This window comes from Streptomyces sp. NPDC030820, assembly GCF_055572075.1.
On sequence record NZ_JBVIEB010000003.1, the window covers coordinates 1 to 15,370 of the forward strand.

Sequence of the window (15,370 nt, forward strand, 5' to 3'; positions counted from 1 at the left end):
GCTACGAGCGCAAGGCCGAACACTTCCTCGCCTTCGCCGGCATCGCCGCAGCCCTCATCAGCTACCGCCGACTCACCAACTGAAACGACGTCTTACAGGCAGAAGGTCGCCCGCGGTTGGGATTTCTTCAACTAGTGGTGTAGATACGTCAGTTGTTGCATCTCCTAGATCGCAGCAGGCGGTGATCACGGGAACTTCAGTCGCTCTTCACGCGATCGCCGACCCCCCTCATGCACAGCGAAAGGCACATGTATGGCGAACAACCGCAGGATGCGCTACGGCGGACAGATGCTGGCCCTCGCAGCGGCTGCCCTGGGCATCGTCGCGGCGACAGCCGTTCCGGCCTCGGCCGATGACCAGCCCACCCGGGCACAACTCATAGCCGACTGCGACTCGGGTGAAGGTAAGTGCACCTTCAACGACCCGCAGTTGGGCCAGGCGTATCTCGGAGGCTTCCACCGGGTCTCCGACTCGCTCTACAACTGCAGCACGTCGCCTGCCACCCAGTCGATGACCTGGTCCGACACGGTCGGTTCCACGGACTCGGCGGGCGTATCCGTGACCGCCGGCGGCAAGATAGCGGGAATCATCGACCTGAGCGTGACGGCGACTTACAGCCACACCTGGTCGAGCACGCACTCGGAGACCAGCTCCGTCAACATGACGGTGAAACCCGGTGAAGTCGGCTGGATCTCCCGTGCGCAGGTGATGCAGACCGTCTCCGGCACATGGCAGACCCATTACGACGACCGGAAGTGGGGTCACTACTTCTGGTTCGTCCCCGACGTCATCACCGGGCCTGCCCCGAACGGGACGGACGGTCAGAGCAACGCGGTGGTCGTCAAGTCCAGGAAGATGACCGCCGAGGAGAAGCGGTCCTGCTCCAGCCGCTCCGGTAAGGCCAAGACGTTCGTCGTCCAAGGCTGATCCGCCGATCGCGCGCCTGGCTGCCTCGCAGTCCGTATAACCGCGAGGCAGTCCGGGGCAGCGCAGCAGGGCGGTCAGCGCGAGTAGCCGTGGCCCGTGCCCGAGATCACGGGTTCGTTCGAGGCGTTCGTCGTCGGTGGAGGCGGTGATGGCCAGTGGGTCGCGCCGTAACAGCGACCAGATGCCGTCGACCGGGTTCAAGTCAGGGGCGTGAGGGCAGCCCACGGTCCACCAGGCGATGCCGCCCTGGTACTTGTCGACGGCCCAGGCCACTTTGCGGTCGTCCGTGACCGGTCCGCCGGGTAGGCCGGCCAAGTCGGTGGTGGAGGCCGTGCCGGTGTGCACGTCGGTGAGGGGCAGCTTGCCCGCCGCCGTGTCGTGCTCGACGAAGAATCCGTCGCCCGGCTGGGCGAGACCGGCGGGCAGGGGACACCTTCCCGGTGGCCCGGTCCCACACGCCTGCGGGGCCCGAGTTCCCGCACGACTACTACACCCAGTCCCGGGCGGCCGCCTGCAACTCACCGGCCGTGCACGGCGCGCTGGTCGCGACGGTCCGGAGGGTGCGCCGGGTGGTGAGGTCGATCTGGGGCAGTGGCTCCGCGGTGGAGCCGGGGACACACACCGTGGAGCCCGACAGCGCGGCGGCGGAGACAGGGCCGGGTGCCGCCGGTGGTGCCGGGCGTGACCAGAACCTGGGTGTCGTGTTCCGGGCTGGTCAAGCGTCACCGTGCCCAGAGGGGCGGCTCCTCGGACTGCCGGTCGTCGGTGGCAGCAGCAGGGGCACGAGCTCGTCGAGCAGCGCGATGATCCGCTCGGCACGGCCGGGGTCGGCGATGGCCCTGGTGATCGCCTCGTCGGCGGGGTGCTCGGCGCGAGAGCGCACGGCTCTGCGTGCCCGGTCGGTCAGGCGCACGAGGGTCCGGCGGCCGTCGGCGGGATCGGGAACCGTCTTCAGCAGACCGCGCTCACGCAGGCGAGCGACCGATGCGGAGACGTGGCTCTGAGCGAAGCCGGTGCGCGCGACGATCTCCCGGACAGAGCAGTCGGGGTTCCGGAAGGCATCCGCGATCACGGCCACCTCGGCCGGCGTGAGCGAGGTCGGGCCGGCCTGATCAATGGCGTCACGGCCCAACTCGGTCAGACGTTTGCCGAGTCGGAGCAGCTGCATCCCGTCCATGGCTCAAATATATCGTCGCAGATGCATCGCTGCCGATGTAATGTCGGGCGTCATGACGCACTGGCAACCGTTGAGCGCCGTGTCGAAGACGGCGCTGGCCGTGGCCCGGGTCCGTGCTCACGAGAGCGCGGCCGGCAACGCCTTGTTCGATGATCCGTACGCTGCGGCCTTCCTGGCCGCCTCCGGAGAGCCGGTGCGACCGCGGCAACGTTTCGGTCCGCTGGCGGCCGCGCTGAGGTTCCAGACGGTGATCCGCACCCGCTTCTACGACGACCATCTCCTCCAGTCCGGCTGCGATCAGGTGGTCCTACTCGCAGCCGGACTGGACACCCGCGCCTACCGGCTCCCCTGGCCGCCTGGGACCCGCCTGTACGAGCTCGACCTGCCGCCGGTCCTCGACTTCAAGCACCGCGTGCTGGCAACGGAGTCCGCCGCCCCACGCTGCGACCGCACCGCCGTGCCCGCGGACCTGCTGAGCACCACCTGGGCCGACCGGCTGGTCGATGCCGGCTTCAACCCCGACCGACCGACCGCCTGGCTTGTGGAAGGCCTGCTGGTCTACCTCACCGCAGACGAGGCAGCCGCGCTGCTCCGCACCGTCGGCGAACTGTCGGCACCCGGCAGCCGACTCGCCCTGGAGCGAGGACGCAGCGGACAAACCGTTCTCGACGACCCGTCCGTCGCCCACATCACCTCGCTGTGGAAGGGCGGCCTGGGCGCCGGCACCGCCGAGTGGCTCGACGACCACTGCTGGAACACGGAGGCCCATCCACTCGACACCGTCGCGGCGCACTACGGCCGGCCAACAGCCAACCCGTCCGGCACCGGCTTCATCACAGCCGTGCGCACCACGCGCAGCTAGCCGGTGCTCGAACGTCAGCGAGCGCAGCCATCGCTCGTGTTCCTGGGTCCAGGCCGTGCCTGCCACCGCAGGTGCTGCCGCAACAGTCCCGGGGGGCCTCCTGGGCCGGGCTGGGCACCCGCACCTCTGGCAGTTCGCCGATGCGTAACAGCCGAGCCAGGGCGTCCCGGCGGTCGGTCTTGACCCGGTCGTCGGGCGGCCGTTCGATCTTCGAGGGGGCCACCACCACACACCGAATGCCCGCTGCCGCCGGCGCCCGGGCCGGCCCGAACCCGGCCGGTCCAGCCTTATAGACCACGGCCACCGACCGGGCATGCACATCCGGTCCGGCACACTACGCTCGAACATCACCGGCCCACCGCAACCGTATCGTCGGCCGTCATACCCAGGCCGCCCTCGCGCTCGCACGCCCCCCGCGTCAACGTCCTCTGGGCTCTACGCGACGACCGGTGCTACGAACTGTCGCCGCCCAGTGCCCTCGCCGCCTGACAGACCGCATGGGGAATCAGTGAGTGAAGGTGTGGCCATTCCAGTGCCAGGTCAGCGTGCGGTGGATTGAGGGGCCGCTCGCGTGGGAGTCGGTCGGGGCGTAGTACTTCATGCCGGTTACCAAGGCGCCGTCGCGGATCGAGAAGTGGCTCGGGTCGTACTGAGGCGGGAGCGGTTGTTTGGGCTCGGCCGGCACCTGCGGGAGTACGCTCACGGCCTTTCCGTCAGCGCCGAAGACTTGGACTTCTTCGACGTGGAAGTTGCTGGGCTGTGGTGTGCAGGACAGGAGCACAGCCGATTCGTCGGTGCCGTCCCCGGTCAGATCGCCGGTGGCGAGAGTCTCCACGGCTACCTGGAAGCTCTCGTAGTCGCTGATGCCGGTGCCCGGGGCCTCGCCCTTGCCGTTCTTGAGGTTCACGGTGAACGGGCTGCGGGACAGACCGGCGCAGGTGGTGGTGTACGGCCGGTTGCGCCAGTCGATCGTGTTGACCAGGGTGGCGACAGGCTTGGCGGTGCGGACCTGCAGCGCATAGGAACCGCCGGTTGTCACCCGCGCTTGCTTGGCCGGCGGCCACGGGACGGCTGGATTTCCGCCGGGCAAGGTCACCGTCCCGCCCGATCGACCGATGGTGGCGCTGCTGGCCGGAGCCAGGGGTTTGGCCCCCAGGGAGCCCTCGGTGTGTCCGGATCCGGCGGCCACCGGGCACAGCGCGACTGTGGCGACCAAGGCGGCGCCTAGCCGGAAGCAGCCGATGACGGCTGGTGCGCCTGCCGGTGTCTTCCCGCTCCTTCGGCCTCTCGCTTGCATGCTGGACCTCCTGGTCGAGCACCCACACCCCCGTCGGTGACAAGCAGTACCATCTCGGAAGGGCTTTGGACGGTTGTCGCGATGACGTACGACCATTGATGATGACGCTCTTGGACACGGTGACGGCGCGTACGACAGGGCTGACGATCAAGGCCGATCGCCATCCGGCCTAATCTTCAGTCCGGTACCAGTACGTGTAGGTGTCGTCGCCGTTGTCGATGCACCACCAATGCCGGTACACCAACCCATAGGCGTACCCGTAGGCGTAGCAGAGGGATTCCGATGAGAAAGTTGGCCCCTCAACCCAAGTCATAGGCAGACGAGGCGTAGTTGGACGCGTCTGGGTGGTGATGTGGTGGCTGACGGGGGGAGGCGGCCCCGACAGTTCGGTGGCCACGGCGGTGGGCGTGACCAGGGCTGAGGCCGCGACTGCCGCCGCAACTGCCGGGACGATGAGTCTGCGCATGATGTCACTCCCTCGGATTACGAGGCATTTCCGCCGCGTTCTGGGAATGTTTGCAGCGCGCCGATGTGCACAATGCTGGGGCGGGCTGCTGACCTCGGCTATGCGGCCGGATCGAAGGCGCCGTCGGGAGCTGCGCTCTGCGCGCATCGTGCCGCAGATGAGCGGCGGCACGTACTCGATCTCGTTTTTCGACCGTAGTTCTCGTCGGCGGAGGCCGCAAGCCAGCCTCGTGTTTCGGGCACGGCGCGTACCGCTTCATCCCAGTCGCACAGCCCTCACCTGGGACGATGCACCGCACGGCCGACCGTGGCTGGTTCTGCTGTCCGGAACCCCCGCGGTCAAGGAGGCCGAGATACTGATCTTGCGGCGCGAGGTTGCGGTCCTGTGGCGGCAAGTCGCCGCTCCCAAGCCCACCTGGCCCGACCGGGCGCTGCTCGAGGAGATGCGCGACCTGATCATCCGGCTCGGCACCGAGAACCCACGGAGACTTCCAGCGCGTCCACGGCGAACTCCGTCGGCTGGCCCTTGCACCGGCAAGGTCTACGCTCACGCCTCCAACTGGGGACCGCAGGAAGCCAAGATTGCGATCCGGTCGGGCGGCTGACGTCCCACTCCAGGCCTCCGCGGGCATTGCGACTTCCGTACTGGCCCATACGAATGATTCACCGGCGCCGCAGGGTGAACGACGGCACTGTGTGCCCCGAGTCGACGGCCGGCAGCCGCTCGCGACCATACGTTGACTCGTGTGTCGCTGAGCTACGCCTTTGTGAACCTGAAGCCCGGGGTGGGAAAGACGACCAGCGCGGTCTGGTTGGCCCACGCACTTCACGAGTCGGGTATCCCACCGCTACTGGTCGACGGTGACCCCGCTTCCTCCGCGCTGCGCTGGAGCGAATTGGCAGGTGGCTTCCCGTTTCCTGTGGTCGCTCTTCCAGTGGGCGATGTGCACCGGCGCGTGAACGACTTCTTGGGCGACCGGAAGGCCGTCGTGTTCGACGCTCCGCAGCTGGAGGACCACGCGCACATCGCCCGCAGCATCATGAGGTACGCAAGCGAATGGATCGTGCCGGTGACTCCAGCCCCCATCGAGCTGGATCGCATGGCGCCCATCGGTGGCGAGATGGGCGACGTACAGTCCCTGCGCGTCCAGCCGGCCCGTGCCGCCGTTCTGCTGAACCGAACGAATCGGGCGGACGCCACGCGTACGGGTCCCGACGCCGACGCCCGCGAAGCTCTCACCGAGCGGGGGTTCGACGTGTTGTCCACCCACATTCCGCGGCTCGACTTGTACGCCCAGTCATTCGGAAGTCCGGTGGAGGTCAAAGGCTCGGCGTACATGGACCTCGCAGACGAACTCATCAAGCGACAGGACAAGGCATGAATCAGCGCAAGGACACCTACCGAGCCGCATTGCAGCGCGGACCGGACGCCGTCGTACCGCGTCCCGTCAAAGTCACTCAGATGCACACCCGATACGTGCGGGTGACCATCGAGCTCGACACCGGCCTGCCGCGTGACCTCGTGCAGTGGGCAGGGGCATCGGTGTCCGCGATGGTGCGGGCCGGCGCCGCTGTCCTGCGACCCCTGAGAAGCGCCCCGTAAGCGAGCGCGTCAGCCCGTCGCGGATCTGGACCATGTCCGCTCCGATGGCGTTGACCTGATCCAGCTCCAGGCCCGCTAGCAGCGCGTCGTCCAGGAACCGGAGCCGACCCACGCGTGTTCCTCCGGAACGGTCGCCAGGTCTCCAGCCTGCAGGCGGCGTTCGCAGCCACCTGTCAACTCCCGCGCATCGGCTCCATCGCCGGGGCACCGACGTACCGACCCATGTGGGCGAGCTCGTCGGCGTCCTGTCCGGCGCAGTCGAGGGGAGCGGACCGGCCAGGACCACCGGATGCTCCATCGGGACATCGGCTTGCCGTCCCGACTCTCGAAGCCGCGCTTGCCGTGACCGGGCACAGCGGTGCTACAGCTTGGTCATCTTGGCGTACGGGCTCAAGATCCGCATTTGCTCCGAGCCGAAATCCACGAGTGCCGCGATTCCATCCTCGACGCCGATCACCCGGCCGAGGCCGTACACGTCGTGTGTGACCTGGTCGCCCACGGCGAAGTGCTTGGGAGTCGGCGTGATCGGGGCCTTGAAGGGGCTGGTGGGCAGATGACGCTTCGGTGCAGCAGGCTTAGTCATTGCCCCCAGTATGCGCCTAAGAACTGCGCTGGTGGCTACCTCGTCGATCGGTGAACTTCACTCCAGCAAGAGCTGAGCCTGCCGACGAGCCGGCCTGCAGACGGGCGGGTCTCCTTCGCAGGAGGCCGCACCGCCCGTACTCTTCGGGGACCACGGCGTCAGATAGCGGGCGCCAAACACTGGAGGCAATACCTCGTGCTGATCGCTCAGCGTCCGTCACTGACCGAAGAGGTCGTCGACGAGTTCCGCTCCCGGTTCCTGATCGAGCCGCTGGAGCCGGGCTTCGGCTACACCCTCGGCAACTCCCTCCGCCGTACCCTCCTGTCGTCGATCCCCGGTGCTGCTGTCACCAGCATCCGCATCGACGGCGTCCTGCACGAGTTCACCACCGTGCCGGGCGTCAAGGAGGACGTCACCGACCTGATCCTCAACATCAAGCAGCTGGTCGTCTCCTCGGAGCACGACGAGCCGGTCGTGATGTACCTGCGCAAGCAGGGCCCGGGTCTGGTCACCGCCGCCGACATCGCGCCCCCGGCCGGTGTCGAGGTGCACAACCCCGACCTCGTCCTCGCCACGCTCAACGGCAAGGGCAAGCTGGAGATGGAGCTGACGGTCGAGCGCGGCCGCGGCTATGTCTCCGCCGTGCAGAACAAGCAGGTGGGCCAGGAGATCGGCCGTGTCCCGGTCGACTCGATCTACTCGCCGGTGCTCAAGGTCACGTACAAGGTCGAGGCCACGCGTGTCGAGCAGCGCACCGACTTCGACAAGCTGATCGTCGACGTCGAGACCAAGCAGGCGATGCGTCCGCGTGACGCCATGGCGTCGGCCGGTAAGACCCTGGTCGAGCTGTTCGGTCTCGCCCGCGAGCTGAACATCGACGCCGAGGGCATCGACATGGGCCCGTCCCCCACGGACGCCGCCCTGGCCGCCGACCTCGCGCTGCCGATCGAGGAGCTGGAGCTCACGGTCCGCTCCTACAACTGCCTCAAGCGTGAGGGCGTCCACTCGGTGGGTGAGCTGGTCGCGCGCTCCGAGGCCGACCTCCTCGACATCCGCAATTTCGGTGCGAAGTCGATCGACGAGGTCAAGGCGAAGCTGGCCGGCCTGGGCCTGGCCCTGAAGGACAGTCCGCCCGGATTCGACCCGACCGCCGCTGCCTTCGACGCGGACGACAACGGGAACACGGGTTTCATGGAGACCGAGCAGTACTGAACGTCGCGCCGGGTCGTGGGGGAGCCAGGAAGACGGAGGAGCCGGCGATGAGCACCGGCCGACTGCATCCGGCTCCCCGAGGGCCCACCGGTGGAGACGCCGAACAGGCTCATGCCGGTCGCGGCCACGCCGTCGGCCCGCATGAGCTGCTCATCGGCGGTCCCCGGTGCGACCGCGGCGACGACACCGAAGGCCCGCTTCCGGTGCAGGAGACGCACGGCGTCCACCGTGAGCAGTGATCGCCCTGCCGCGAGTTCCCTCGACCACCCCATGCCCACCTTGGGGTGGCCAGGTCCGCTGCACATCCGCACGGCGCCGGTCACACACCGCCCTTCCGAGCATCGTCTCGGCTGGCGTCGGCGAAGGTGGCTGTCGCGCTGGTGATGCCCCTGGCCGGCGCCGCCCCGGCCCACGCGGTCACCCGTGAGGTCTGCGCCAGCTGCACCAGCAAGGACGGGTGGGGGAACTTCACGTACGACGTTCGCCTCAACGGCACGGCCGTTGTGACGTGAACCTCGACAGCCGGCGGATCAGGATCCGCCGGCGGTCACCCCGCCGTGTCCGCGGTGTCCGCCGTGGCGTGCGGCGGGCTGGGCTTGAGCGGGGCGGCGACGCGTTCGGCGGTGGCGGTGGCCCAGCGGCCGGTGGTGATGGTGCCCAGTGCCAGGATGGCCGTCCCGCAGCCGGTGATGATCCACCAGGCCCTAGGCCGCGCGCCGGAGGCGACTGCGGCGCCGATCACCGCGATGCCGAGCGAGGAACCGACCTGACGGCTCGTCGCCGCGACCGCGGCGGCGACCCCGGCCTGGGCGCGCGGCATGCCGGACACCGCCGTGTGGGTGATCGGGGCGTTGACGAAGCCGAAGCCGAGACCGAACAGTGCGTACGTGACGTACAGCAGGAAGTCCGAGGGGTGGGCGGAGCGGGTGGCGGCGACGGCCAGTACACCGCTGGCGGCGATGCCGGCCCCCGCGAGCAACAGCGGAATCCGCGGACCGCGGCTGCCGACGATCCGCCCGGACAGCGGCGGGCACACCAGGGACAGCACTGCCATCGGCAGCAGGTGCAGCCCGGTGCCCAGGGCGCTCAGTCCCACCACCCGTTGCAGATAGAGGGTGTTGGCGAACAGGAAGCCGCCGAGCGCGCCGAAGGCGAGGACCGCTGTCGCGGTGGCCCCGCTGAAAGGTGCGCTGCGGAAGAGCCTCGGCTCGATCAGCGGTTCGGCGCGCCGGTTCTCGTACGGTACGAAGGCGGCCAGCGTGCCCGCCGCCACGATCAGGCAGGCCGCGATCGGCGGTGCGGTCCAGCCCTCGCCGGGCGCCTCGATGATGGCGTACGTCAGCGTGCCGAGCAGAACGATCACCAGCAACTGGCCCACGGGGTCGGTGCGTCGGGCCGTTGGCGCGCGGGACTCCGGAACGAACAGTGCGGCGAGCGCCAGCGCGGCCAGCCCGATCGGCACGTTCAGCCAGAACACCGACCGCCATCCGGCCGACTCCACCAGAACCCCGCCGAGAACCGGCCCGGCCGCCATGCTCAGGCCGACCACCGCGCCCCAGACACCGATGGCCCGTGCCCGCTCCCGTGGTGCGGTGAAAGTGTTGGCGAGGATGGCCATGGCGACGGGGGTGAGCATGCTGCCGCCCACCGCCTGCACCATCCGGAAGACCACCAGCCAGCCCGTCGTGGGCGCCAGACTGCACAGGGCCGACCCACCGGTGAACAGCACGAGACCGAGCTGGAAGACCCGCCGCCGTCCGACGCGGTCGGCGGTGGCACCGGCCAGGGTCAGCAGTGAGGCCAGGACGATGGTGTACGCGTCGAGCGTCCACTGCAGACCGGATACGGACGACTCCAGGGACCGCTGCATCGAGGGGAGTGCGACGTTGAGGATGGTGACGTCGAGACTGACCAGCAGCACGCTCAGGCAGCAGACGGCCAGGACGGGGGCGCGCCGCCGCTGTACGGGATCGGGCACGTGGGCTCCCGTGTTCAGTCGGTGGGCCGATGGGTGGCGTGAGCGGCGGCGAAGTCCCAGACCACGGGAAGGAGTTGCTCGGGGGACTCGATCTGCGGCATGTGACCGGTGCGGGGCAGGAGTTCGAACCCGGCGCCGGGAATGGCGGCGGCGTACGCACGTCCGTACTCGGTGTCGACCACCTGGTCGCTCTTGCCCCACGCGACGAGGACCGGGGCCGTGACCTTGGCCAGGCGCTCGCGCAGGGTGGGGTCGGCCATGGCGTGCGGGCCCGAATAGACCTGCAGCGCGGCCCGGTTGGCGGCGGCGACGGCGCGCTGCTCGTCGGAGAACGTGCTGGGGTCGATGCGGAACTTCTCGACGTCATGGAAGGAGAGAGCGGACAGTTCGGCGGGCGTCAGGGTGAAGGGGTCGGCTACCGGGTGGCCGGGGACCTGGATGCCGGCGGCGTTGACGAGGACGACGCTGCCGATCCGGTCACTGCCGAGCAGGGCGATTTCGGCGGCGATCCAGCCACCTATGGAGTTGCCGACGACGGTGACGTCCTCCAGGCCCAGTTCGTCCAGCAGTCGTACGTAGATCTGGGCGAGGGTGGGCACATCGGTCAGCCAGTCGGGCCGGGCGGTGCCGCCGAAGCCGGGGTGGACGGGGGTGATGACCCGCGCCGGCCGCTGCTCGGCGAGGAGAGCGGCGAACGCCGTGACGGTCTGCGGACCGCCGCCGCCGTGCAGGAGCAGGAAGGGGTGACCCTTGCCCCGCTCGTCGACGGTGAAGCTCAGGTGGACGTCGCCGGAGTCGAGGGCGAGGGTGATCGTGCGGGCGGTGCTGGTCATGGAAGTCTCCAAGTCACTTTCCGGTAAGGGGGGTTACTGACGTGGGCCGTCACGCGTAGTCGGTCGCCGGCACGGTGGCGTACTGGCTCATCACCTGCACGGTCGCCTGCGGGGTCAGCTCCCGGCCGCCGGCGATCATGTCCCTCAGGTCGCGGAAGTACTGCACGTACAGGTCGGGGGTGAAGGTGTTGAGCATCACCGCCGGCTCGTCCCCGAGGTTGGCGAAGGTGTGCGGGGCGCCGGGCGGGATCATCGCGAGGGTGCCGGCCGGTGCGACATGGGTCGTCTCCCCGACGGTGAAATGCACGGTGCCGGAGACCACGTAGAAGCCTTCGTCGTGCCGGGCGTGGCGGTGCTGCGGGGGCCCTTCGGTGTGCGGGGCGAGGGTGATCTCGCCGATGCCGAGACGGTGCCCGGTGGTGCTGCCGTCCTCAAGGATGCGGATCTGTGCCGGCCCCAGACGGATCGTCTCGCCGTCGTCCGGGCCGACCACGGAAACCTCGGTCATCGCCATCTCCTTCGTGAGAGTCAGCTCTCACGAAGGAGATTAGAGGGTGGTATCTCGTTATGCAAGTGGACTCTCACGACGAGAGTAGCCAGTGATAAGGTGACGGCGGATGGACGGACGGGAAAGGGGACGTACCGGTGGCGACGACGCAGACGGACACCGGCCGCAGCAACCAGAAGAAGCGCACACGTACGGCGATCGTCGAAGCCGCCCGCGAACTCATCGACAAGGGCGGCGAGGTGACCATGCCCGCGATCGCGCGCGCGGCCCTGGTCTCCGAGGCCACCGCCTACCGTTACTTCCCCGACCTCCCCTCGCTGATCAGCGAGGCCCTGGTCGGCGCCTGGCCGCCCCCCGCCGAGGCGCTCGCGCCGGTCGCGGACTCCACCGACCCCGTGGAACGGGTCGCCTTCGCCTGCGAGTTCCTGTTGCGCGGCGTACTCCTCCGGCAGGGAGCGGTGCGCGCCATGATCGCGGCCACCATCACCCGCCCCGAGGCGGCGACCGCCAGGCCAGGTGTCCGATTCGGTCTGATCGACCTCGCGCTCCTGCCCCTGGAGGAGACGCTGGGGGTGACGGATCCGGAAGCCCTCGCCCAGCTCAAGCGGGACCTCGCCGTGGTCGTCAGCGCAGAAGCCCTCTTCTCCCTCACCGACCTGTGCGGCCTCGGTCCCGACGACGCCGTCGCCAGCGCGGTGCACACGGCGACCACGCTGACCGAAGCCGCTCAGCGGACGATTGCGCGAGGGTGAGCCGAGCGTAGGTCTCGGCCCGCGTTTCGACGGCCGTCATCGAGACGCCGAGCGACGGCGGCGGGGCTGCGGCGTGTTCCCACGGCACCCCTTTTCCGAAGGGAACGGCCGCGACCGCTGCGACCGCCGCAACGGCTGCGACGGCGCGGCGGGCTGCGCAGGAGGGGGCGCGGAGGACCTCAGACGCCTCACGCCGGCGCGCGGTGGCCGCCCGTCGTCCTACGATGGGTCAAGATCAAATGCGATCAGGGAGCCTGAAATGATCTTTATTACGGCCAAGTTCCGGATCAAGCCCGAGTACGCGGAAAGCTGGCCCGAGATCTCGCGCGAGTTCACGGAGGCCACTCGCAGTGAGCCCGGCTGTCTGTGGTTCGATTGGTCGCGCAGCCTCGACGATCCGACCGAGTATGTGCTCGTCGAGGCGTTCCGCGACGGTGACGCCGGTGCCGCGCATGTCCAGTCCGACCACTTCAGGTCGGCGCAGCAGACCCTGCCACCCCACCTGGTCGAGACGCCGCGCATCGTCAACGCGGTCCTGGAGCAGGATGACTGGTCCCTGCTCGGGGAAATGGCCGTCCAGGGCTGACGGAGCCACGGCGGAGCGGGGAAACGCGACTGCCCTATTCTCCTGGGCCGGAACATGCCACTCACCGCCACCATGTGCGTGCGGTGTACGGACCGACCGGACCACGATGGAGGCGTTCGCCGACATCGTCCACCCCGGCAAGGCGCACTACATCGGTGTTTCCGAGTGGCCCGCGCGGGGCTACTCCGCCCAGTGTTCGGTGACTGCTCGTGCCTCCGCCGAAGCCCGTACGCCCGCGATCCCGGCCGCCATGGCGCCGATGAGGACCACACCGCCGAACACCGCGCTCTGGTCCGCCCGGTCCAGGTGGCCATCGAGGACCAGCGCGGTGGCCACCGCACCGGCCACGGCGACCACGCCCGGCGGCAGCAGGGACGACAGAACCACGGTGATGCGCGCGGTGCACGGTACACCGGCTGGGACGACCCGAATCCCCGGCGGCGCATTGCCCCACCTGGCTATGGCCTCACCTGTCGCTGATCGCGGAGAGCCATGCCGTGTCCTCCGGGTCAGGCGCTTCGAGGCCGGGTGCGGTCAGCCGGCGGACCTCGCCCGTGCGCAGGGCGACCGTCGCCCGTGGCTGCATCGGCCCGTGACCCCTGCGCGAGAGCAGGACGAGTTCCCAGACTGTCGCCGTCATGGGGTCGAGCCGGGTGGCGCAGTCGGCGCTGACTCGCCGCGGATCCCGGGTCCGCCCCAGGGGCAGATGCGGGGTGAAGTTCTCGGCGAGGCCATGGCAGCGCGGGAAGCGTTGCCGCAGTACGCGGTGCAGGTCCGCCCACGGAGCAGCGCCGGCGGCCGTCGGGTCGAGCCACACGGTGAAGTGGGTCCCCTGCTGGAAGGTCCGTACCCCGTCCAGCCGGGCGGTGAAGACCGGCGTCTCGGCCGTCGCCGCGGTGAGCAGCGGGGCGGCCCGCTCGAAGTCGGACTCCGGCACGAAGCCGAAGAGGACATTGACGTGCGGCGGCCAGCGGTGGATCTGCGGATCGTAATCCCGGCGGATGTCCTGGATCGGCGGCCACAGCTCCGCCGGCGGGATCCAGGCCACCGCCGTGCGAGCCGTCGGGGACAAGCCGAGGACGCCGGCGGGTTCTGCCCTGCCGAAGCTCGGGTCCGCTTGCGGGTTCCGCACCCGGCCGGCCCCCGACGCGTCGATGCGGTCCACCCCCGTGGCCCGGTCCCAGATCACCTCGCCGTCCGCCTCGATGAACATCACCCGGTGCCACGGGATGTCGCCCCCGGGCACGAAGGAAGGCAGCGCGATGCGTTTGAGGGCACCCCCACGCTGGCTGATCCCCAGCACGAACCGGGCCGGGTCGAACCGCGGGTCCCAGCGGACCCGGTGATAGATCTCGTCGCTGGTTCGCATCGCGCCTCCTCTCCCGCCGTCACACCTCCTCCTCCAGGGTGCCGCCCACCCTGTCCTCGCCGTCACTCCTCGCTCACCGCGACCTGTCAGGTGCGTTCCGTGAGGGAGCCGGCGTGCGCCGAGGCTGGTCGTCCGGACGGCGACGAGCGTCGGGTTCACCACGCGAGCGGCACGTCACCGGCGCCCGACACCGGTCAGTATGGGCGCGCGAGAACGCGTAGCGTCCTGCCCAGCGGCGGGTTCGCGGAACCGCGCAGTACCCCGGCGCCCCGTGCGAGCACGGCTTGCGCCGTGAGCAGTTCGATCTCCACCAGCGCACCTGCGAGCCTTCGGCCGTCGGCCGGGGTCACCGCCGGGAGCTCCCTTGCGGCCAGCAAGGCGGCGCGTGCGGTGGTGACCTGATCGGCTATCAGCTCTTCCAGGGCCGCGCCGCCGGCACCGGCGGCCATGCCGTCCACGGTGACCCCGAACCGTTCCATCGTGTCGACCGGGATGCCCACGCGTCCCTCCCGCGCGTCCTCGGCGAGGTCGTTGACGAAGTCGAGCCGCTGACTGCCCTCGATGAAAGTCCGGCATGCGGCCCGGTACCGCAGATCGTCGCCTCCCGGCGTGAGCAGTCCCGCGACGAGCATGAAGGCGGGGTACGAGTAGGCGTCCACATATGCCTGGTAGTCGGCCTCGGTGGCGAAGCCCGCGAAATGCAGTTCGGCCGTGGCGGTGTCCAGGTACGTCTCCACGATCCCGCGCAGCTGCGGATGGGCGGCCACGGTGTGCACGAGTGCACGGAGCAGCGGGTTGTCACTCGTCCCCGTCCGCAACGCCTCACGCACCTGCCGCTCCCAGGTCGCCCACGCCGTCTCGCGCTGCGGAAGGGGTCCGGTGTCCAGGAGGTTGTCCCCGTGGTGCATCACGGCGGTTGCCGCCACCACGTGCGGCAGCAACGGCCGGGGCAGCAGCAGCCTGGCGGCCAGGTAGGCGGTGCGCCGGAAGCGTCGCACCAGCTGCCGCTGACGGTTGTAGTCCTCACGCAACCCCGGCTCTCGGACACCAGCCGCGTCCAGGCTCTTCGTCCACCCTCGCATGGGCCGATCGTAGGGCGCGGACGCGGCACCTCGGCAGCGGCCTCGGCCGTTGCGGCTTTCGGCCGCGCGTCCCCTTGCTCCCAAAGGCGTTACGGGTTCTGTACGACGGGTTCCTGCTGCGCAGCGAGCCACGACC

The 15,370-nt window shown here is 69.4% G+C and carries 19 protein-coding genes and 1 pseudogene; 10 read left to right on the forward strand and 10 right to left on the reverse strand.

Annotation, left to right across the window (positions count from 1 at the left end; all coding sequences use genetic code 11):
- The first annotated feature begins 252 nt into the window (after positions 1-252).
- Entirely contained in the window at positions 253-927 is a 675-nt protein-coding gene (locus ACZ418_RS08525) for a hypothetical protein (RefSeq protein WP_468358980.1), read from the forward strand.
- Positions 928-1,023: 96 nt separating this feature from the next.
- Here the strand turns inward: ACZ418_RS08525 and ACZ418_RS08530 are convergent.
- Together ACZ418_RS08530 and ACZ418_RS08535 are read right to left on the reverse strand one after the other, a co-directional pair.
- Positions 1,024-1,140, reverse strand: a pseudogene (locus ACZ418_RS08530) (IS630 family transposase); the annotation flags it as partial.
- A 502-nt stretch (positions 1,141-1,642) separates the two neighbouring features.
- On the reverse strand, positions 1,643-2,104 hold the full coding sequence (locus ACZ418_RS08535; protein ID WP_468358983.1) for a MarR family winged helix-turn-helix transcriptional regulator: 462 nt from the start codon (positions 2,102-2,104) through the stop codon (positions 1,643-1,645).
- 52 nt (positions 2,105-2,156) lie between these two features.
- Here ACZ418_RS08535 and ACZ418_RS08540 point away from each other — a divergent pair, with 52 nt between their 5' ends.
- On the forward strand, positions 2,157-2,966 hold the full coding sequence (locus ACZ418_RS08540) for an SAM-dependent methyltransferase (RefSeq protein ID WP_468358986.1): 810 nt from the start codon (positions 2,157-2,159) through the stop codon (positions 2,964-2,966).
- A gap of 505 nt (positions 2,967-3,471) precedes the next feature.
- On the opposite strand, the gene ACZ418_RS08545 is transcribed toward ACZ418_RS08540, so the two are convergent.
- Positions 3,472-4,005 carry a hypothetical protein gene (locus ACZ418_RS08545; protein ID WP_468358989.1) on the reverse strand — a complete coding sequence of 178 codons (534 nt, stop codon included), beginning with the start codon at positions 4,003-4,005 and terminating at the stop codon, positions 3,472-3,474.
- An 881-nt stretch (positions 4,006-4,886) separates the two neighbouring features.
- On the opposite strand from ACZ418_RS08545, the gene ACZ418_RS08550 reads away from it, so the two are divergent.
- The 3 genes from ACZ418_RS08550 (at position 4,887) to ACZ418_RS08560 (ending at position 6,331) form a co-directional block, all read left to right on the forward strand.
- Positions 4,887-5,333 (forward strand): hypothetical protein, encoded by a 447-nt coding sequence (locus tag ACZ418_RS08550; protein ID WP_468358992.1) that lies wholly within the window; start codon positions 4,887-4,889, stop codon positions 5,331-5,333.
- Between the two features lie 141 nt (positions 5,334-5,474).
- Positions 5,475-6,110, forward strand: a complete 636-nt coding sequence (locus tag ACZ418_RS08555; RefSeq protein WP_468358995.1) for a nucleotide-binding protein — start codon at positions 5,475-5,477, stop codon at positions 6,108-6,110.
- On the forward strand, positions 6,107-6,331 hold the full coding sequence (locus ACZ418_RS08560) for a hypothetical protein (RefSeq protein WP_468358998.1): 225 nt from the start codon (positions 6,107-6,109) through the stop codon (positions 6,329-6,331). Before ACZ418_RS08555 ends, ACZ418_RS08560 begins: the two co-directional genes overlap by 4 nt.
- 361 nt (positions 6,332-6,692) lie before the next feature.
- Here the strand turns inward: ACZ418_RS08560 and ACZ418_RS08565 are convergent, their stop codons facing one another.
- Positions 6,693-6,914, reverse strand: coding sequence for a hypothetical protein (locus ACZ418_RS08565; RefSeq protein ID WP_468359000.1), 222 nt, complete (start codon positions 6,912-6,914; stop codon positions 6,693-6,695).
- A 195-nt stretch (positions 6,915-7,109) separates the two neighbouring features.
- On the opposite strand from ACZ418_RS08565, the gene ACZ418_RS08570 reads away from it, so the two are divergent.
- The 3 genes from ACZ418_RS08570 (at position 7,110) to ACZ418_RS08580 (ending at position 8,638) form a co-directional block, all read left to right on the forward strand.
- Positions 7,110-8,126 carry a DNA-directed RNA polymerase subunit alpha gene (locus tag ACZ418_RS08570; protein WP_468359003.1) on the forward strand — a complete coding sequence of 339 codons (1,017 nt, stop codon included), beginning with the start codon at positions 7,110-7,112 and terminating at the stop codon, positions 8,124-8,126.
- A 47-nt stretch (positions 8,127-8,173) separates the two neighbouring features.
- Entirely contained in the window at positions 8,174-8,365 is a 192-nt protein-coding gene (locus ACZ418_RS08575) for a hypothetical protein (RefSeq protein WP_468359006.1), read from the forward strand.
- A 126-nt stretch (positions 8,366-8,491) separates the two neighbouring features.
- Positions 8,492-8,638 (forward strand): hypothetical protein, encoded by a 147-nt coding sequence (locus tag ACZ418_RS08580; protein ID WP_468359008.1) that lies wholly within the window; start codon positions 8,492-8,494, stop codon positions 8,636-8,638.
- A 35-nt stretch (positions 8,639-8,673) separates the two neighbouring features.
- On the opposite strand, the gene ACZ418_RS08585 is transcribed toward ACZ418_RS08580, so the two are convergent.
- From ACZ418_RS08585 to ACZ418_RS08595, 3 genes are read right to left on the reverse strand one after another with little or no spacing between them, the layout of a single operon-like run.
- Complete coding sequence (locus ACZ418_RS08585; protein ID WP_468359011.1) at positions 8,674-10,104, reverse strand: DHA2 family efflux MFS transporter permease subunit; 1,431 nt, start codon at positions 10,102-10,104, stop codon at positions 8,674-8,676.
- A 14-nt stretch (positions 10,105-10,118) separates the two neighbouring features.
- Positions 10,119-10,937 carry an alpha/beta fold hydrolase gene (locus ACZ418_RS08590; protein WP_468359014.1) on the reverse strand — a complete coding sequence of 273 codons (819 nt, stop codon included), beginning with the start codon at positions 10,935-10,937 and terminating at the stop codon, positions 10,119-10,121.
- Between the two features lie 49 nt (positions 10,938-10,986).
- The gene (locus ACZ418_RS08595) at positions 10,987-11,445 is read right to left on the reverse strand and encodes a cupin domain-containing protein (protein WP_468359017.1); all 459 of its coding nucleotides are present in this window, start codon (positions 11,443-11,445) and stop codon (positions 10,987-10,989) included.
- Positions 11,446-11,582: 137 nt separating this feature from the next.
- Here ACZ418_RS08595 and ACZ418_RS08600 point away from each other — a divergent pair, with 137 nt between their 5' ends.
- Together ACZ418_RS08600 and ACZ418_RS08605 are read left to right on the forward strand one after the other, a co-directional pair.
- The gene (locus ACZ418_RS08600; RefSeq protein ID WP_468359021.1) at positions 11,583-12,197 is read left to right on the forward strand and encodes a TetR/AcrR family transcriptional regulator; all 615 of its coding nucleotides are present in this window, start codon (positions 11,583-11,585) and stop codon (positions 12,195-12,197) included.
- Between the two features lie 259 nt (positions 12,198-12,456).
- Positions 12,457-12,783 carry a putative quinol monooxygenase gene (locus tag ACZ418_RS08605; RefSeq protein ID WP_468359024.1) on the forward strand — a complete coding sequence of 109 codons (327 nt, stop codon included), beginning with the start codon at positions 12,457-12,459 and terminating at the stop codon, positions 12,781-12,783.
- 180 nt (positions 12,784-12,963) lie between these two features.
- Here the strand turns inward: ACZ418_RS08605 and ACZ418_RS08610 are convergent, their stop codons facing one another.
- The 3 genes from ACZ418_RS08610 to ACZ418_RS08620 form a co-directional block, all read right to left on the reverse strand.
- Entirely contained in the window at positions 12,964-13,170 is a 207-nt protein-coding gene (locus ACZ418_RS08610) for a hypothetical protein (protein WP_468359027.1), read from the reverse strand.
- 79 nt (positions 13,171-13,249) lie between these two features.
- The gene (locus ACZ418_RS08615; RefSeq protein WP_468359031.1) at positions 13,250-14,152 is read right to left on the reverse strand and encodes an RNA repair domain-containing protein; all 903 of its coding nucleotides are present in this window, start codon (positions 14,150-14,152) and stop codon (positions 13,250-13,252) included.
- A gap of 194 nt (positions 14,153-14,346) precedes the next feature.
- A complete protein-coding gene (locus ACZ418_RS08620; protein WP_468359034.1) occupies positions 14,347-15,234 on the reverse strand; it encodes a squalene/phytoene synthase family protein in 888 nt (295 codons plus the stop codon).
- Between the last annotated feature and the right edge of the window lie 136 nt (positions 15,235-15,370).